The following is an 18,033-nucleotide window of genomic DNA, read 5'->3' on the forward strand; positions in this document are numbered from 1 at the left end:
TTTAAATCAAATTCACAATGAAAGTTCTGTACATTTTTTTAGTATCTCTCCTTTTGAATTCTAATATCAAAGCCCAAGATATTATCGAAGAGGGCGCTACGCTTCAATTGGTCTCGGAGGAGTTTAAGTTTACCGAAGGTCCGGCGAGGGATTCCGAGGGAAATGTGTATTTCACGGACCAGCCTAACGACCGCATCGTTAAATGGGACGCGATGACAAATTCGGTTTCGGACTGGATGTCGCCTAGTGGACGTTCCAACGGACTTTATTTTGATGCCAATGGCAATCTGATTTCCTGTGCCGATAATAAAAATGAACTATGGAAAATCGACCCGAATAAGAACGTTACTGTTTTGGTGGACAAATTTGAAGGGAAATTCTTGGGCGGCCCCAACGATTTGTGGATCGATAAAAAAGGGGGCATCTACATTACAGATCCCTTGTATAAAAGGGATTGGTGGGGCACAAGAGAACCTGAGGTAGAAAAAAGAAGGGTATATTATTTGGCTCCTGGTAGCGAGGAACTCAAAATCGTAGCGGAAGACTTTGTCATGCCCAACGGTATCATCGGCTCCAAGAACGGCAAGAAATTGTATGTGGCGGACATAGGCGATAAAAAAACATACGAATTTACCATAAACAAGGACGGAAGCCTATCGGAACGAAAACTGTTCTGCGAAATGGGATCAGATGGGATGACCCTTGACAAAAAGGGCAATGTATACCTTACAGGTCAGGGCGTTACCGTTTTTGATAAAAGCGGAAAACAAATTGAACATATCGATGTCCAGGAAAATTGGACGGCGAACGTCACCTTTGGAGGACCCAAAAAAGACCTGCTTTTTATCACCGCAATGGATGCGGTGTATACCTTACAAATGAACGTAAAAGGAGCACACTAAAACCAAAATACGATGACTTGGAAAAATTTATTCGACAAGCAAGAATGCGAGGAAACCATTGGGCGTGTCAACAAGTTGACCCCAAAAACAGCTCCCAATTGGGGCAAAATGAACGTCTCGCAGATGTTGGCACACTGTAACGTTGCCTACGAAACTACCTTTACGGATAAGTATCCCAAACCAAAAGGACTTCAAAAATTCTTGATCAAGCTATTGGCAAAAAATACCGTTGTAGGGCCCAAACCCTACAAGAAAAACGGACCCACTTCGCCCGTTTTTAGGATCAGTGATGAACGGGATTTTGAGAAAGAAAAAAACAATCTCATTTCCAACATGCGAAAGACCCAAGAACTTGGGTCGGCCCACTTTGACGGGAAGGAATCCCATGCCTTTGGCCCCCTGACCCAGTCGGAATGGAACACCTTGTTTTCAAAACATCTGGACCATCACCTACAGCAATTTGGAGTTTAAACATGAAATTTTAATTCTATCTCTTTAAAAAGTATAAACCAACCAACTATGACAGCGTATATTTTTGAAATTATCGGCACGGGAATGCTTATTCTTATCGGTAACGGAGTCGTTGCAAACCTTGTTTTAAAAGGCACCAAAGGTGCTGATAGCGGCTGGATAGGCATTTCCCTCGCTTGGGGGATAGCCGTATTCATTGGAGTTTTTATATCTGCTGATGTCAGCGGCGCCCATTTGAATCCCGCTGTCACCATTGGTCTTGCCGCCGCCGGAAAATTTTCCTGGACTTTGGTGCCCGGTTATATTATCGCCCAAATTTTTGGGGCCATGATCGGTAATTTTTTGGTATGGCTCACCTATAAAAAACAATATGATCTGACCGAGGATACCGATGCCGTTTTGGCCACCTTCAGTACGGCACCGGCAGTGCGAAGCTATGGTTGGAACGTGGTTACCGAAGCGATCGGCACCTTCGCCCTCGTTTTTGGGGTGTTCTACATCGCTGGTGGGGCCTTGGCCAACGAACCCATTTCCCTGGGGTCCCTAGATGCCCTCCCCGTTGCCCTGTTGGTGATGGGCATCGGTTTTGGATTGGGAGGCCCCACGGGCTATGCCATCAATCCAGCTAGGGATTTGGGGCCACGGATCATGCATGCCATCCTACCTTTAAAAAATAAAGGAAAGAGCGATTGGAGCTATGCTTGGGTACCTGTTGTGGGCCCGGTTATAGGTGCTCTTATGGCAGCAGGCGTATTTTTGTTATTGAATTAATTAGATAGTTATGAAGCATATAATCAAAGTTTTAGTCCTTTGCTTTTCAAGCAGCCTTTTTGCCCAACAATACATTGAACTGCCCCATGAAACCCCTTCAAACGTGCAATGGGAAGGGGGCGAGAAGGAATACTTTTCTGATATTTGGCAGACCCAAGTGGTCACGAACGTCTCTATCCCCACCTTAGAGGTATTTGCCCCCGAAAACCCCAATGGCACAAGTGTTATTGTGGCCCCAGGAGGTGGCCTGTATGCCTTGAGCATAGAGAGTGAAGGCAAGCAAGTTGCCAAATGGTTGGCAGAAAGGGGGATTACGGCCTTTGTGTTGAAATACCGATTGGTCCCCACTGGTACGGACGGTGTCCAGGAAATTACCGAAGAAGGCGCCACCAATCCCATGCAAATTATGCAACGGGTAGCACCGGTGCTTCCTTTATCGGTTCAGGATGGACTCAACGCCATTGCCAATGTTCGGTCAAATGCCCAAAAATATGCACTGGACCCAAATAAAATCGGTTTTATGGGCTTTTCCGCCGGGGGTGCCGTCACCATGGGCGTGGCCTACAACTACAATGAAAAAAATAGGCCCGACTTCCTAGTGCCTGTATATCCTTGGACCACGGCCCAACCTGTCCAAACGGTACCCAAAGACGCCCCTCCCATGCTGATCATTTGTGCCACGGACGACCCGTTGGGACTGGCTGCCGGGAGCATTGAACTCTATTCCTCATGGCTCAAGGAAAACAAAACTGTGGGCCTACACATGTATTCCAAAGGCGGACACGGATTTGGAATGAAACAACAAAACCTACCCTCGGATGATTGGATCCAGCGTTTTTATGATTGGTGGGAGGTGGAGATAAATTAAAAGAAAGTTGACCAGACCAATTAAAAAATTTTTACCAAAATTAAGTTCAATTGCTTGCTATATAAAATGTACCCGATCATTAGAATAAACTTTATTTCGTTAATTTTTTTAATTACAAATTTTTGTCTTTCTGCCCAAGAAAAACCTGCTTTTGAGGAGGAAGTAATGGTATTGACCCAAAAAAACGATTCCCTTTGGGACCCAAACAAGGAGACCATTGTTTTTACGGGGAGTTCCAGTATCCGTAAATGGGACAATTTACAAGCCTCCTTTCCAGAGCATCAGGTCATAAATGCCGGTTTTGGCGGATCCCAAGCCCATGACCTTTTATACTATCTGGACACGTTGGTCATCAGATACAACCCTAGCAAGGTCTTTATCTATGAAGGCGACAATGATATATCGGCCAAAAAAAGACCACGGGAGATTATCGGTACCACGAGGACCATTATTGATAAACTCAAAGGGCAAAATCCGGAAATGCAGATTGTGTTGATATCGGCCAAACCTAGTATTAGCCGCTGGAACTTGAGAGGAAAATACAAAAGACTTAACAGGAAGTTCGAAAGGCTAAGCAAAAGAGATGAAGCCTTGCTTTATGTGGATGTTTGGAATCCCATGTTGAATGGGAAAGAAGTCAAAAAGGATATCTTTGTATCAGATGGACTTCACATGAACCAAAAAGGATATGATATTTGGTTCCATGCCATGCAAGATTTAGTAAATAACCCCTAAACCATAGCAATGATCAAAACTGTTTTCACAAGAAGTCTTTTTTTCCTGTCTCTTGGGATGGTCTTTTTGGCCTGCCAAAGTGAACCTGAAAAACCACGCATCCAAATGCCCGAAACGGATTTGGCCACCATTAGTCTTATCCCAAAACCGGTAAAGGTGATTCCAACGAATTCGGCTTTTGCGCTGGATCAATTCACGGCCATTTACACCTCCAAAAATGCCACGGGTTTTGCCAAGGTGGGCGAATTTTTGGCCGAAAAAATAAAGGAGCATATCGACTTGGACGTGCCCGTAAACGGAGAAAATGCCAACACGGTAGAACGGATCATTTACATCAACCAGTCGGACAGTCTTGAATTGAACGCCCCCGAAGCCTATCAGCTGTACATCAATCAGGATTCCATCATATTGAACGCCAATACCGCCGAAGGTGCCTTTAGAGGTATCCAGACCTTGCGTCAATTGGTTCCCAATACCAGCAATGATACCCTGGCCGCTCAGAAAATTTGGCCCATTCCATCGGGGAAAATTACGGACAATCCTAATTTTGGCTATCGGGGTGCCATGCTGGACGTAGCCCGACATTTTTTCAGTGTAGAGGATGTGAAAAAATATATCGACCTATTGGCCTACTACAAGATTAATATGTTGCACCTACACCTGACGGACGATCAGGGCTGGCGCATCGAGATTAAATCCTGGCCCAAACTTACGGAGGTTGGTGGCAGCACGGAAGTAGGCGGTGGCCCTGGAGGTTTTTATACCCAAGAGGATTACAAGGAAATCGTTCGCTATTCACAGGAACGATATATGACGATTATTCCTGAAGTGGACATGCCCGGTCATACCAACTCGGCCTCGGTAGCCTATCCCATCCTGAACGGCAATGGAAAGACACCAAAGCTGTACACGGGCATGCAAGTAGGATTTAGCACTTTTGACACCCGAAAGGATACGGTTTATGCCTTTCTTGACGATGTGGTTCGGGAAATTTCAGATATGACCCCTGGCCCCTATTTCCACATGGGTGGGGATGAAAGCCATGTCACCAAAAAGAACGACTATATCCATTTTGTGAACAAGGTGGAGAAAATTGTGCAAAAACACGGGAAGCGTATCATCGGCTGGGACGAAGTTGTTAATGCAGATATAGACTCTAACGCCATTGCACAATGGTGGGCCAGTGAAGAAAATGCAAAGAAAGCAGTGGCAAAAAACATGAAAGTCATCGTCTCTCCTGCGAATAAGGCCTATCTGGATATGAAATACGATACCCTGACCGACCTAGGCCTTCATTGGGCGGCCTATATTCCGGTGGATACGGCCTACCAATGGTCTCCGGAGGATTACGGGATTCCCAAAGAAAACATATTGGGAACGGAAGCACCCTTATGGTCGGAAACAATCACCAATATTAGCGAATTGGAATATCTTGCCTTTCCTCGAATCATTGGCTATTCAGAACTCGCCTGGACGGCACCAGAAAACAGGGATTGGGAAGATTACAAAGTGCGACTTGCGGACCAAGCTCCTTTTTTGGAAAGGAACAACGTAAATTATTATCCATCCAAACTGATAGATTGGAAGAAAAGTAAATTTACGTACGAGACCATTGAAAAGGATTAATTGATTTCTTGAATATCCAAAAAATAGGCCCTTTCTCAGGGCCTTTTTTTATTTATCTATACCAGGTACGTTCAATGGACCTTTATTGTTCCAATCAAAAGGTGCCGATTTTACTTCATTAGGCCAAACCTCATCCAAAGTATTCGCCTCATAGACCTTTCCATTTTTTATTACATGGGACACCGTATTGGTATTTCTCAAATCTTCTAAAGGATTTTTATCCAATACAACAAGATCGGCCAATTTGCCCGTTTCCAAACTTCCCAAGTCACCATCCAGCCCTATAGCCTCCGCGCCCACGATCGTAGCTACTTTCAGGGCATCCATAGGTTTCATACCGCCACTGGCCACGGACCAAAGTTCCCAATGAAAGCCAAGTCCCTGTAATTGGCCATGACTGCCAATACCTGCCAAACCACCAGACTCGACCAATGATTTCATAAATTGCGCATGTTTTTTAAAAATATGTTCCTCCTCCATGAACCAGCCTGGTCTCCTCCTACTTTTACTAGCCAATTCTTTGTAGGGAGTAAAGTGTTGGAGTTTTTCGTCCCCCCATACATCCTCTCTGGAATAATAGTAATTTTCTGCCCAAGGACCTCCATAGGATACTAGCAACGTAGGGGTCACGGCCATTTTAGATTCGGCTACGGTTTTGACCACATCCTCATAAATTGGGTAAATAGGAAGTGAATGTTCATGACCCGGATACCCATCTATGAGTTGGGTCATGTTCAATTTAAAATCCAGACCACCCTCTGTTGTTGGCATTAATTTTAATTCTTTGCAGGCCTCTATTACCCATTGCCGTTGTTGCCTGTTTCCTACCAGATACATCTTAATTGTCTTGGTATCAAAATAGTCACCGTACTGTTTCAGCACATCCTTGGTGTGTTCCAGACTTTCCAATTGATAGCCCCAATATCCAAGACCAGGGCCGGTACTATAAATTCTTGGACCATCGATCATACCAGCTTCTACCATATCCCCGTAAGTCAATACATCTGTAGTTCCTGTTTGGGGATCCCTAGTTGTGGTGACCCCATAGGCCAAGTTGGCAGCATACATCCAAACCTGCTGCTTATGAATGCCCCATGCCGGTCTCAAATGGGCATGCGTATCTACAAAACCGGGTAAGATAGTCTTCCCGGACATATCCATTTCTTTGGTTCCATTGGGAACGGAAATACTTCCGGTAGGTCCTACGGATTTGATTCTATTATTTTCAATAAGTATATCACCGTTTTCAAGGACCTCATCATCCTTCATTGAAATGATTCTGGCTCCTTTTAGCAATAGTCTTCCTTTTGGTATGTACTTTTCGTAATGTACCCTTATTTTGTATTCCTCAGCCCTAAATTCTGGAAGGTCCGTGTCATCTTCTTTTTTTTCCGTAGAATCTTTTTTTCTTTCCTTTTTTTGATTCTTTAGAACCTCTGCAATACTGTCCTTATATTTCTTCCCAGCGGGAACATCATAAATAAAATGACTGGACCCTAAAGACCAGTGTACTTTTTTACTTGTGTTAGACCAAACAGGAAACTCGCCTCCGATTTTGGTCAATTTCATTGCCGGAAACGCAGCCTTATCAGCCTTTGCTACAGAAACTGTGGGGGTCTTTCCATACTTTGGAATGGTAGCCACATAAATATCATTATTGATTTTTGCCATAGCCGATGTACCATCCGGTGAGATACGAATTTCGTCCGGTTTTGAGGATTTATCCTTGTCATCGGCCTCTATGGAATTGGGCAGTACTGCATGGTCATCAAAAACATCTTGAGATCCATAGGTCACAATTCCCTTTAATTTTAAATGTTCCTTTTGATCGGTTCCATCCCACCGGATTGAAACCAGCCCTTTTTCGGAATCTGTCAAATAGATACGGTCATCGCCTTTTGTAAAGTGTGGCACGGACCTATTTTTGGACTTGTCTATAAACTGAATCTCACCACCCTCTGAAGAAATCCATACCAAATCCTCCATATTTCTGCTTGAAAACAAGCCCAATAAATCCTGAAATGATTGGGCAGTACCCCTGTGAAAAACAATACGATCTGAATTATATGACCAAGCAGGGTGAGTATATAGACCAAGCACTGTAGTGAGTTTTTTTATTCTAGTCCTTCCGTTGGTGTTTACGGTATATAAATGTCCGCCATCCTTTTCCCAGGTTGTAAAAACCAAATTGGAACCATCTGGAGACCAAGCGGGTTGGGCTTCGATAAAATCATTTTGGGTAACTCTTTTTGGTGTTCCATTGGGGAAATCCATAATATAAAGTCGGTTTAAGGCGGTAAAGGCCAATTTACTACCATCAGGTGATGGTTTTGCATCCCGAATTTGTGTAGCCAAAGCTTCCTTTGAATCCTCAATAGGATATTTGAAGGAAAGCATAGGTCCCATATCCAAAACAACATCCACAGAAAAAGGAATTTCCTTGGCACTTTTTTCTTCAACAGAAATGGCATAAATCTTTCCGCCATATGAAGCGATCAATTGTTTGCTGTCCGGAGTAAAGGACATGGCCGGTAGTACGCCCAATGGCGCTATGGATTCCTGCTCATCCCTTTGCACAGGATACGCCAACCATTCTTCATTACCTGTCTTCAAGTCGCGAAGTATAAGACCCGTTTCGGTCTCGTAGCGAGTTCCGTATACCAACCATCTGCCATCTGGGGATAGCGTTGGTGTAAATGCTGATCCGTATTTTGAGGTAATGACGGCCATTTCACCATCTTCCATATCATAGGTACCTATTTGATATTGTGGTAATTGGGCGTTATAGTTCCATGCACTTTGTCTTTGGGAGAAATACACCAGTTTTCCATCTGGACTAATAGCGGGATCAATGAGTTTGATATTTTCAGGTTCGCTTACCAATTGGCTTCCACCGCCCCCTTCTTTATGATAAATATGGGGTTTGATATTCCTTCTTCCTTTTACACCGATGATATAGTCACCATCCGGGGTCCATTCGGCCGAAAAGAAATTATGCTTTTTCTCCTCCGTTATTTGCTTTTCCTCCTCGGTCTGTAAGTTCAAGGTCCAAATATTATCAGACCCGCTTTTATCGGAAATAAACACCAGACTTTTACCATCTGGACTGTATCGTGGGTGTACATCGTATTGCATCCCCGAAGTAATCTTAGTAGCAGTACCTCCTGTAATGGGCATGGAATAAATATCCCCCATCAAGTCAAATACAATAGTCTTCCCATCTGGACTTACATCCAGGGATATCCAAGTACCCTTATTCGTAGTAAAACTGATTTTTCTTTCTGGCTCCAAAGGAAGTTCTTCCGTGGCCTTCTTCGTAATTTCATTTGATTCTTGTGCAATCATTTTAACACTTAGAGCAAAGCACAGAACTACTAAAAAACGGAGTATTAAAATTTTCATTTTTTTGGATTTAGTTGAATCTTTTAAATATACAGATTTAGGCGGGTACTAAATATAAAAAAGCCCCGATTTAAGAATCAGGGCTTATTCAATATTCTAAAAAATAATGTTTATTTTTTTTCCTCGGTCTTCTTATTAGCTTCAGCAGAATTCTCTTTTGTAAAATCTGCCAAGTTATTCTCCACTAAAAGATTATACCACTGAATTATTTTCTTGATATCGCTGGTATACACCCTATCCTCATCATAGTTGGGCAATACCTCGAAAAAGTATTCCTCCAATTTTATCTTTTCATCCTTATGGCTTACCGATGTTTTTTCACCATTTTCCTTCTCTTGGATTTTTAAGAAAACGTCCCGCAATGGCAATTCCTCATCCAAAGTATAAATGGCTATTTCAGAAAGTACACTGACGTTGCTGCGCAAACCTACACTTATTTTCTTTCCGTCCAATAGGGACTCCGCTACAAAGCCTGTTCTTGTCTGTGTAATCAATTTATACAATCCAGGTTTACCGGCAACCGACAAAATTTTCTCCAAACCCATATGCACTATTTTTTAATTTTTTGAGTGGGCAAAGATGCCACTTTTCTATTGAATAAAATTCTCTTTACCTGCCTTTTTTCACATTGGGAAAACGCATTCTATAATCCACGCTTATTTTCCCTTTAGATATATTTGCCAATCTACCTTTTAACAATCGCTTCTTCAAAGAGGAAAGCTTATCTGTGAAAAGAATACCTTCAATGTGGTCATATTCGTGCTGGATGACCCTGGCCAATAGTCCGTCGTAGGTTTCTACATTTTCATTGAAATTTTCATCCAAATAAGAAATCTTTATTTGTTCCTTTCTTTGCACATCCTCACGAACATCCGGAATACTCAGACACCCTTCGTTAAAAGGCCAATCGGCACCGGTCTCTTCCTCAATCTGTGCATTGATAAAAACCTTTTTGAAACCGTTCAGCTGCTTTTGCTCTTCTGGAGTTAAGTCCTCATCGTCCGAAAAAGGCGTAGTATCCACTACGAACAATCGAATGGGCAATCCTATCTGCGGTGCAGCCAACCCTACCCCGCTGGCATTATACATGGTTTCCCACATATTAGTAATTAATTCCTCGAGTTTCGGGTAATTCTTATCAATATTATCCCCAACTTTTCGTAAGACAGGGTCACCATAGGCTACAATTGGTAATATCATTTAGATTCGCTTTAAATAATCTTGTAAAATGAGCGTCGCGCTGATTTCATCGATCAGCTCCTTATTTCTTCGCTGTTTTTTCTTCAACCCACTATCCAACATACTCTGGAATGCCATTTTTGAGGTAAACCGCTCATCCTGACGTTCAATTATAATATCGGGAAAGGCTAGGGACAGTTGCGCCAAAAAAGGTTTTATAAATATTTCGGATTCCGATGGCAGGTTGTTCATTTGTTTGGGTTCCCCAACAACAAGTACATCCACCGACTCCTCCTTAAAATATCGTGTCAAAAATGGAATGATTTCGTTCGTAGGTAGCGTGGTCAGTCCGGATGCAATGATGCGCAGCTCATCCGTTACCGCAATGCCAGTTCGTTTTTGACCATAGTCCAACGCAAGAATCCTTCCCACTTTAAATTTTTGGCAAAAATAAAGGATAATTTGTTATATGAAGATAGACCGATAGGGAATTCCTAGGCTTCCGCTTATATTTGACAAAATTTTAATACAAATGACAGAATTACGGGATACCATAGAAAAAGCATGGGAAAATAGGGACCTTTTAAAAGAAACGGAAACACAAAATGCCATTAGAGAGGTTATAGACCTTATAGACGCCGGAAAATTACGTTGCGCACAACCTAACGGGGACGATTGGCAAATCAATGAATGGGTAAAAAAGGCCGTAGTACTTTATTTCCCCATCCAAAAGATGGAGACTTTGGAAGCGGGTATATTTGAATATCACGATAAAATGCCTTTGAAAAAAGGATACAAAGAGAAAGGAATTAGGGTAGTTCCCAATGCCGTGGCCAGACACGGTGCCTACATTTCCTCCGGCACTATCCTAATGCCCAGTTACGTGAATATTGGCGCCTACGTGGACGAGGGAACCATGGTGGATACCTGGGCGACGGTGGGCAGCTGCGCTCAAATAGGAAAGAACGTCCATCTTAGCGGAGGCGTAGGAATTGGTGGGGTTTTAGAACCCTTACAGGCCTCTCCCGTAATCATTGAGGACAATGCGTTTATTGGATCAAGATGTATTGTAGTGGAAGGAGTCAGGGTAGGAAAGGAAGCCGTCCTAGGTGCTAATGTGGTACTTACGGCATCCACTAAAATCATCGATGTTACAGGAGACAAACCACTAGAGAACAAAGGATTTGTGCCACCACGGTCGGTTGTAATTCCAGGCAGCTACACCAAAAAATTTGCAGCTGGTGAATATCAGGTGCCTTGCGCCTTGATCATTGGCAGACGTAAGGAAAGTACCAATAAAAAGACTTCCTTGAACGATGCCCTCAGGGAATATGATGTAGCGGTCTAAGGCGAAAAGGGTATAATTTTAAAGGCTGATATTTTCAAATTCATAATTTTGAAAATTTCGGCCCTATTTTTTCCCATCCTTTTAAAAATCGGGATTGATTTCAGTGGATACCATTTAAATGCATCTTGTTACGCAACCAAAACAACCTTTTACATCTCTCTATTGGAGAAAGGTCTTTTAAGGATTTTGTAAGAAATTTACCAAGGATTACAATTTTTGCCTTTTTTTTTTGTTATACCTTTGTTAGCCCAATGCTATCGACCCTACTTATTCTAGAAAAATGATGAGTAATAGAGAAAAAATTACGGCCCTGATCATAACCTTCAATGAGATTGGATACATTGAAAAGTGTTTGGAGTCCGTTTCCTTTGTTGACGAAATCATTGTGGTGGATTCCTTCAGTACGGATGGTACTTATGAGTATCTTCTTAACCACCCGAAGGTAACCGTCATTCAAAATCCATTTGAAAATTTTACGGCCCAAAAGTCATTCGCTCTTAAGCAGGCAACCAACGACTGGGTACTTTTCTTGGATGCTGATGAAGTGGTACCTGCATCGTTGAAAAACGAAATTTTGGACACAGTTTCCAAGGAAAGCGAAATAGCTGCCTATTGGTTTTACAGACAGTTTATGTTCCAAAATGAGAAATTAAGGTTCAGCGGATGGCAGACCGACAAGAATTACCGACTTTTTAGAAAGAGTAAAGCCAAATTTTCAGATAGAAGAATCGTCCATGAAACCTTGGACGTAGAAGGAGCATCTGGTATACTGACAGAAAAGCTTATCCATTATTGCTATAAAAATTACGAGGACTACAAATCCAAAATGCTAAATTATGGCAGATTAAAGGCTATTGAATGTTTCTACCGCGAACGTAAATTCAATTATGCGGCGATGTATTTGAAAACTGGTTGGAAATTCTTTAACCATTACATCCTTAGACTTGGATTTTTGGATGGAAAAAAAGGTTTTGTTATTTGCTATTTGAATGCTCTTGGGGTCTTGGAGAGATTCCGGGAATTAAAACGTTTGGAACAAAAAAACGAATTGGCCTACTACTTGGTAATGCCATAAAAGGTCCAAACCCTCTTTTCCTTTTTTGTCTTTTTTCTAATTCCTTGGTTTTTTGCAATGGAATCTGGTGTCTTATATCCTCTTTTGTGGTCTAAATGAACGCATACAGCACTGTATCTCAGTTGTTTAGATTTTATCCCGAAGTTGAAAAGGCGTTCTCCCAATTCCCTATCCTGACCGCCGTATTGCATACGCTCATCGAAACCGTTTACATTCAATATATCATGCTTCCACCCCGATGAATTATGGCCGTTCCAACTGGCGTTCGTTGGAGTTATCCAATTCAAGACCTTTGAAATAAGACCGTTGGCGGTAAGTTTATTGTTTTTAAAGGTTTTGGGTATACCTTTTTCTTTAAGCCAGTGAATATCAAAGCATCGTTGCTGCTCTATATCTTCAAGGCTTATCAATTTGGAAATATTCATCGGCAACATGTAATATCCACCGGAAATGAAGTAGCCTGGCTCCTTATTGATGTAATGCACATGCACAAAATCCTCCCGGGGAATACAATCGCCATCGGTCATAATAATATAATCCGTCCGGCACGCAACGACCGCTTTGTTTAGGATTCTCGACTTTTGAAACCCATCGTCCTCCTGCCATACATGCAGGATTGGGTAAAATACCTCCTTCGACATTTGGTCCAACAACTCCTTGGTCGCGGTTTTGGACCCATCGTCTGCAATGACCACTTCAAAATTCTTGAACGTCTGCTGGTTGAAACCCCAAAGAACCTTCTTGAGCCACTCCTCCGCATTGTAGGTGCTCACAATTACACTTATTTTTAGGTCCTCTGGTGTATTGGTCATAGTTTGGCAAAAATATAAAAGTCTTCCAGTATCTTTGAAAATTAATAGAAGATAAACATGCTCAAAAAGAAAATAGCCCTGATAGAGCTAACAACGTCCCATGAAGAATGTTTATACAGTCAAATCCGATTTCTAAAGGACGCCAATTACGATGTTCATTTAATCATTAACCCAAAATTCAAAAAAAACCTAAATCTATACGGTATTGATACTGGCAAAGTAAGGTTTATAGATCCAAGGGGTGCTTCAACACTTTTAAAAAGAATGCATAATTGGTTATTAACTTATAAATATATTGTTGGAAACGCCTTTGACACAGTAGTTTTCAATACGGCAAGTAGCAATAAGGAAACCATTGCACTTTCCAGGCTATTGCCCAAAAGAATCAAATGTCTCGGCAGTATACATAACCTAAAAAAACTGAACGATAGTTTTTCCCAAAAAGTCATTAGCAAACGGATTAAAGACTACTACGTGTTAAACGACTTTTTGGTGAACTCCATGGAAATTAATGATAGTAAAATTCGGCTTTTTCCCTACTACCCTATATTCTTTCCGGAGTATCAAGGTTCAAATCTTGTGGACAAAAAAAATGATATTTGGGTATGCATCCCTGGAGAGCTTAGCTTTAAAAGAAGAAACTACGACGTGGTATTGCAAGCTCTTTCCAAACTTGAAGGAAGCCAAACCAACTTAAAAATTATCATTTTGGGAAAAATGAACCCAAAAAGTACAGATGTACCCTATTTTAAAAATCAAGTTGAGGAACTGAAGTTAGAACCTTATATAGTGACATTTGATCACTTTATTCAAAATGATTTGTTTCACGATTACATCCAAGCTTCGGATTACATTATGGCACCGGTTTCCAATACGGAGCAAAACTATTTGAAATACAAAATAACAGGGGCCTACAATTTGGCATTTGCCTACAAAAAACCATTAATAACCCCCAAAGAAATGAATGTAATGCCAGATTTAAATGAAAACTCATACTTCTATGAAGATTCAGATAGCTTGGCGATGCTTTTTAAAAGTATTGTGGATAATACCCTAGAAACAAAAAATATTTACACAAATGAGAAGTGGCAATATTCATATCAATTAAAAAAATATTTGAATTTAATCGAGCAGGCGTAAAGAATGGATTTCACCCTTAAAATAAACCAGTGCATTGAAGTCCTACAAAACGGCGGCCTTATCCTCTACCCTACGGATACGGTTTGGGGCATTGGCTGCGATGCGACCAACGAAAGGGCCGTAATAAAGGTACTCGACCTAAAAGGCATCGAGTCCAAAGGACTCATCTGTCTTGTTTCCAATGACGCCATGCTGGAAAGATACGTGGAAAAGGTTCCGGATTTGGCCTATGATATCTTGGACTTGGCTACCAAACCTACGACCATTGTTTATGATACCTCTAAAGGATTAGCTCCTAACTTGCTTGCCCGCGACAATTCGGTTGCCATAAGGGTCGCTTCCGATAAATTTTGCAAATACCTCATTGGAAAATTTAAAAAACCGATTGTTGCCACCACTGCCAACATTTCCGGAAGTAGAACGCCCAGAAATTTCAAAGAAATTGACAAGGCCATTTTAACAGGTGTAGACTATGTGGTAAATTTGGAGCCTGAAATTCAGAATGCAGTTCCATCTTCAATAATCAAACTGGGCATGGATGGACTGGTAAAAGTGATTAGGGAATAATGCCGGTGAAAATCTAATGGACTATAAAAAAGCCTTGAGCCAACCCATTTTCGAAATTATTGGTCGGACCGCAGACGAACTCAATCTGGACACCTACGTCATTGGAGGTTTTGTTAGGGACTACCTTTTAAATAGGAAAACACCAAAAGATATCGATGTTGTCGCCGTAGGAAGTGGCATAGCACTGGCTAGGGAGCTAGCTTCCAAACTTCCAAAAAAACCACAAGTTTCCGTATTCAAAAACTTTGGCACCGCCATGGTCAAATTTGGAGAATTGGAACTCGAATTCGTTGGAGCAAGAAAGGAAAGTTACCATAGGGACAGTAGAAAACCGGTTGTGGAGGACGGTACACTGGATGAGGACCAAAAGCGTAGGGATTTCACCATCAACGCTTTGGCCATTTCGCTGAACGAAAAGGATTATGGCACACTTATAGACCCTTTTAATGGGCTGGAGGACTTGGAAAACAAATTGATAAGGACTCCACTGGATCCGGACATTACCTATTCCGATGATCCTTTGAGAATGATGCGGGCCATACGCTTTGCGACTCAATTGGATTTTAGGATTGAAGCTACATCCTTGGAAGCCATAACCCGAAACAAGGAACGCATCAAGATAATATCCAAGGAACGCATCGTAGAGGAACTGAACAAAATTATGCTCTGCCCAATCCCATCAAAGGGCTTTTCCCTCCTCCATACAACCGGCCTCTTGGAAATCATAATACCTGAATTGACGGCACTACAGGGAATCGAAGAAATTGAAGGGCAAAGACACAAGGATAACTTTTGGCATACTTTGGAGGTCGTAGATAATATTTCCATGGAAACCGATGACCTTTGGTTGCGTTGGGCAGCCCTGCTCCATGATATTGGAAAGGCCCCTACCAAACGTTTTCACAAAAAAATTGGATGGACCTTCCATGGCCATGAATATGTAGGTTCCAAAATGGTGTACAAGCTATTTAAAAGGCTACGGATGCCATTGAACGACAAAATGAAATTCGTTCAAAAATTGGTTATGATGAGTTCACGCCCCATTATTTTGGCTGAGGAACACGTGACGGATTCCGCCGTGAGAAGGCTGGTTTTCGATGCCAGTGAGCATGTGGAGGACCTTATGACTTTATGCGAAGCGGATATCACCACAAAAAACCCAAAAAAGCAGCGAAAGTATAAGAACAACTTCAAACTGGTGCGAGAAAAAATAAAGGAAGTTGAGGAACGAGATCGTATCCGAAACTTTCAACCTCCGGTTTCGGGAGAGGAGATTATGTACACCTTTAACTTAAAACCTTCAAAGGAAATTGGTGTAATAAAGGAAGCCATTAAAGAGGCGATATTGGAAGGTGAAATCCCCAATGAATATGATGCGGCCAAGGCTTTTATGATAAAAAAAGGTTTATCATTGGGCTTAATTCCTAAATAGGGGAAAATCTATCCACCTATCAAGGTAGATTATTTTAAAAACTTCAAATCTGTTACCCACAGATAATCCAAGGTTTACCTTTCCTTTTACTGTCTTTACAACATTAAATTTCTAAAGAATTTGTGTCAGATTACTTTTATGAATCAATTTAGTGCCACAATTCCACGAAAACCAGGTTGGAAAGGTGGAATAATTAGGATTAAAAAATAATGGCCAAATCAATTAAAGACCAATTGACCAAAACAAATCTTGGGAAGCGGTTTTTTTCTCTTATATTGGTATTGGCAAGCTACTGTCTTTACTCCCAACAAACTACAACTTGGACCCCTATTAATTTAAACACTTGGGAATCCCTAAGCTCCGACGGCCTTGTCCGTGTAGTATGCAGGGTAACCGGGAGTGTTTTGGTATCTGGCAATGAAACAATGGGATGTACTTCGGACACCACCTATAACGATCCTACACCGGATGTTTTTGGTAGTCCATCCTTAGAAATTTCTGTTGCCTCTTTATTGACCGGTACTTTGGAGTTTCATTTTTTTGATGCAATCACTGGGAATCCGGTTTACCTTACCAATCCCTTTGTAAATGTTGATAAGGTAGGTACCTATGGTATTTTGCCATTTCCGCTGTTGAACGGGACAAATACCGGAGTTTTTACCTTAAGCAATGAAACATGGACCAATATTAGTCGCAATGGGCCCATTTTTCAATCCACCAACACACAATTTCAAATTGATGCGGGTGCTATACTCAGCTCTAATGGCGGCGAGTGTGGAAATGGTGTGGACCAAGGTACCGGAGGAGGGACAATGCGTATGGATGCTCCTGTTCAATCCATCGAAATGGACGTATCGGTTTCCGGAAGCCTTATCAGCTTTAACGAAAACGTAGAATTTGTCCTATCCAATCTGATAATTGCTGAACCTTCCATTGAAGTAACCAAATTTGTTACAGAAAATTATAGCACGCCTGTTTCCATCGGTGATGCGGTCAATTACACCATTCAAGTAGAGAACACGGGTAATGTGGAAATCAAAAATATCGAACTCACCGATACTTTTACGGATGCTAATGGAAATCCGTTGACGTTAACCAGTGCCCCTTCTTTCATTTCTGCAACCATGGGTTCTGGGGAAGGAACTTTACAAGCAAACGAAATAGCCACCTACGCTGCTGGGTATACTTTTGATGGAAATGCAATTGATGCCGGAGGAGTTATAAATCAGGTTACGGCAACGGGCGACAGTCCATACGGACCCGATGACACTTTTGATACTTCGGATGATGGCAATGATATGGATGGAAACCTATTGGATGATCTTACGGAAAGCTTCTTCCCAGTACCTCAAGATGATACGGCCACAGTTGAAGAAGATGATTCCGTAGATATTTTGGTTATAACCAACGATGATTTTGGTGGAAATGGCCCACATACGGGTAGCATTATTTTGATAAGTACACCAATAAACGGGACAATTGTATTGAATAATAATAGCACACCTAACAATCCTGTGGATGACTATTTCACTTATACTCCCAACGCTGATTATTTTGGTTCTGACTCATTTGTTTACGGCATTTTGGACTTTGAAGGACATACACAATATGCAACGGTGACGATTACCATTTTTGCTTGTCCGGATGCCGGGACCGACGGCGTTTTGAACATCTGTCAGGGGGACACTTTCGACAACGACGACCT

Annotated in this window: 17 protein-coding genes; 12 read left to right on the forward strand and 5 right to left on the reverse strand. The window is 41.8% G+C overall.

Going from position 1 to position 18,033, the window contains the following annotated elements:
• Window positions 1-17: 17 nt before the first annotated feature.
• From DZC72_RS17345 to DZC72_RS17370, 6 genes are all read left to right on the forward strand, one after another.
• Window positions 18-902: an SMP-30/gluconolactonase/LRE family protein gene (locus DZC72_RS17345; protein ID WP_125224187.1), complete on the forward strand. Its 885-nt coding sequence runs from the start codon at window positions 18-20 to the stop codon at window positions 900-902.
• Window positions 903-914: 12 nt separating this feature from the next.
• A complete protein-coding gene (locus DZC72_RS17350; RefSeq protein WP_125224188.1) occupies window positions 915-1,373 on the forward strand; it encodes a DUF1569 domain-containing protein in 459 nt (152 codons plus the stop codon).
• A 48-nt stretch (window positions 1,374-1,421) separates the two neighbouring features.
• Window positions 1,422-2,144 carry an MIP/aquaporin family protein gene (locus DZC72_RS17355; RefSeq protein WP_125224189.1) on the forward strand — a complete coding sequence of 241 codons (723 nt, stop codon included), beginning with the start codon at window positions 1,422-1,424 and terminating at the stop codon, window positions 2,142-2,144.
• Between the two features lie 10 nt (window positions 2,145-2,154).
• Window positions 2,155-3,012: an alpha/beta hydrolase gene (locus DZC72_RS17360; protein WP_125224190.1), complete on the forward strand. Its 858-nt coding sequence runs from the start codon at window positions 2,155-2,157 to the stop codon at window positions 3,010-3,012.
• A 66-nt stretch (window positions 3,013-3,078) separates the two neighbouring features.
• Entirely contained in the window at window positions 3,079-3,747 is a 669-nt protein-coding gene (locus tag DZC72_RS17365; RefSeq protein ID WP_125224191.1) for a GDSL-type esterase/lipase family protein, read from the forward strand.
• Between the two features lie 9 nt (window positions 3,748-3,756).
• Window positions 3,757-5,373 carry a beta-N-acetylhexosaminidase gene (locus tag DZC72_RS17370; protein WP_125224192.1) on the forward strand — a complete coding sequence of 539 codons (1,617 nt, stop codon included), beginning with the start codon at window positions 3,757-3,759 and terminating at the stop codon, window positions 5,371-5,373.
• A gap of 48 nt (window positions 5,374-5,421) precedes the next feature.
• Here DZC72_RS17370 and DZC72_RS17375 read toward each other — a convergent pair whose 3' ends face one another.
• The 4 genes from DZC72_RS17375 to ruvX form a co-directional block, all read right to left on the reverse strand.
• Entirely contained in the window at window positions 5,422-8,775 is a 3,354-nt protein-coding gene (locus tag DZC72_RS17375; protein ID WP_125224193.1) for an amidohydrolase family protein, read from the reverse strand.
• Between the two features lie 110 nt (window positions 8,776-8,885).
• A complete protein-coding gene (locus DZC72_RS17380; RefSeq protein ID WP_125224194.1) occupies window positions 8,886-9,320 on the reverse strand; it encodes a DUF5606 family protein in 435 nt (144 codons plus the stop codon).
• Window positions 9,321-9,384: 64 nt separating this feature from the next.
• Window positions 9,385-9,975 carry a peptide deformylase gene (def, locus tag DZC72_RS17385; RefSeq protein WP_125224195.1) on the reverse strand — a complete coding sequence of 197 codons (591 nt, stop codon included), beginning with the start codon at window positions 9,973-9,975 and terminating at the stop codon, window positions 9,385-9,387.
• Entirely contained in the window at window positions 9,976-10,386 is a 411-nt protein-coding gene (ruvX, locus tag DZC72_RS17390; RefSeq protein WP_125224196.1) for a Holliday junction resolvase RuvX, read from the reverse strand. It lies immediately after the preceding gene.
• 100 nt (window positions 10,387-10,486) lie between these two features.
• Here ruvX and DZC72_RS17395 point away from each other — a divergent pair, with 100 nt between their 5' ends.
• Together DZC72_RS17395 and DZC72_RS17400 are read left to right on the forward strand one after the other, a co-directional pair.
• Window positions 10,487-11,302: a 2,3,4,5-tetrahydropyridine-2,6-dicarboxylate N-succinyltransferase gene (locus tag DZC72_RS17395; RefSeq protein WP_125224197.1), complete on the forward strand. Its 816-nt coding sequence runs from the start codon at window positions 10,487-10,489 to the stop codon at window positions 11,300-11,302.
• A 280-nt stretch (window positions 11,303-11,582) separates the two neighbouring features.
• Window positions 11,583-12,377 carry a glycosyltransferase family 2 protein gene (locus DZC72_RS17400; protein WP_125224198.1) on the forward strand — a complete coding sequence of 265 codons (795 nt, stop codon included), beginning with the start codon at window positions 11,583-11,585 and terminating at the stop codon, window positions 12,375-12,377.
• Here the strand turns inward: DZC72_RS17400 and DZC72_RS17405 are convergent.
• Complete coding sequence (locus tag DZC72_RS17405; protein ID WP_125224199.1) at window positions 12,359-13,189, reverse strand: glycosyltransferase family 2 protein; 831 nt, start codon at window positions 13,187-13,189, stop codon at window positions 12,359-12,361. The two genes, DZC72_RS17400 and DZC72_RS17405, sit on opposite strands and share 19 nt — an antisense overlap.
• A 57-nt stretch (window positions 13,190-13,246) precedes the next feature.
• Between DZC72_RS17405 and DZC72_RS17410 the strand changes: the two genes are divergently transcribed.
• The 4 genes from DZC72_RS17410 to DZC72_RS17425 form a co-directional block, all read left to right on the forward strand.
• Complete coding sequence (locus DZC72_RS17410) at window positions 13,247-14,329, forward strand: glycosyltransferase family protein (protein WP_125224200.1); 1,083 nt, start codon at window positions 13,247-13,249, stop codon at window positions 14,327-14,329.
• A gap of 3 nt (window positions 14,330-14,332) precedes the next feature.
• Window positions 14,333-14,896, forward strand: a complete 564-nt coding sequence (locus DZC72_RS17415) for an L-threonylcarbamoyladenylate synthase (protein WP_125224201.1) — start codon at window positions 14,333-14,335, stop codon at window positions 14,894-14,896.
• A 16-nt stretch (window positions 14,897-14,912) separates the two neighbouring features.
• Window positions 14,913-16,328, forward strand: coding sequence for a CCA tRNA nucleotidyltransferase (locus DZC72_RS17420; protein WP_125224202.1), 1,416 nt, complete (start codon window positions 14,913-14,915; stop codon window positions 16,326-16,328).
• 209 nt (window positions 16,329-16,537) lie between these two features.
• A partial coding sequence (locus DZC72_RS17425; RefSeq protein ID WP_125224203.1) for an Ig-like domain-containing protein occupies window positions 16,538-18,033 on the forward strand: 1,496 nt, incomplete at its 3' end.

This window comes from Maribacter algicola, assembly GCF_003933245.1.
Taxonomy (GTDB): domain Bacteria; phylum Bacteroidota; class Bacteroidia; order Flavobacteriales; family Flavobacteriaceae; genus Maribacter; species Maribacter algicola.

Bases quoted from the DNA above. Each gene is read 5' to 3' on its own strand.
- DZC72_RS17360 (WP_125224190.1), top strand. From the start codon at position 2,155: ATGAAGCATATAATCAAAGTTTTAGTCCTTTGCTTTTCAAGCAGCCTT.
- DZC72_RS17350 (WP_125224188.1), top strand. From the start codon at position 915: ATGACTTGGAAAAATTTATTCGACAAGCAAGAATGCGAGGAAACCATT.
- DZC72_RS17400 (WP_125224198.1), top strand. From the start codon at position 11,583: ATGATGAGTAATAGAGAAAAAATTACGGCCCTGATCATAACCTTCAAT.
- DZC72_RS17370 (WP_125224192.1), top strand. From the start codon at position 3,757: ATGATCAAAACTGTTTTCACAAGAAGTCTTTTTTTCCTGTCTCTTGGG.
- def (WP_125224195.1), bottom strand. From the start codon at position 9,975: ATGATATTACCAATTGTAGCCTATGGTGACCCTGTCTTACGAAAAGTT.
- DZC72_RS17345 (WP_125224187.1), top strand. From the start codon at position 18: ATGAAAGTTCTGTACATTTTTTTAGTATCTCTCCTTTTGAATTCTAAT.
- DZC72_RS17405 (WP_125224199.1), bottom strand. From the start codon at position 13,189: ATGACCAATACACCAGAGGACCTAAAAATAAGTGTAATTGTGAGCACC.
- DZC72_RS17410 (WP_125224200.1), top strand. From the start codon at position 13,247: ATGCTCAAAAAGAAAATAGCCCTGATAGAGCTAACAACGTCCCATGAA.
- DZC72_RS17355 (WP_125224189.1), top strand. From the start codon at position 1,422: ATGACAGCGTATATTTTTGAAATTATCGGCACGGGAATGCTTATTCTT.
- DZC72_RS17395 (WP_125224197.1), top strand. From the start codon at position 10,487: ATGACAGAATTACGGGATACCATAGAAAAAGCATGGGAAAATAGGGAC.
- DZC72_RS17415 (WP_125224201.1), top strand. From the start codon at position 14,333: ATGGATTTCACCCTTAAAATAAACCAGTGCATTGAAGTCCTACAAAAC.
- DZC72_RS17375 (WP_125224193.1), bottom strand. From the start codon at position 8,775: ATGAAAATTTTAATACTCCGTTTTTTAGTAGTTCTGTGCTTTGCTCTA.
- DZC72_RS17420 (WP_125224202.1), top strand. From the start codon at position 14,913: ATGGACTATAAAAAAGCCTTGAGCCAACCCATTTTCGAAATTATTGGT.
- DZC72_RS17365 (WP_125224191.1), top strand. From the start codon at position 3,079: ATGTACCCGATCATTAGAATAAACTTTATTTCGTTAATTTTTTTAATT.
- DZC72_RS17380 (WP_125224194.1), bottom strand. From the start codon at position 9,320: ATGGGTTTGGAGAAAATTTTGTCGGTTGCCGGTAAACCTGGATTGTAT.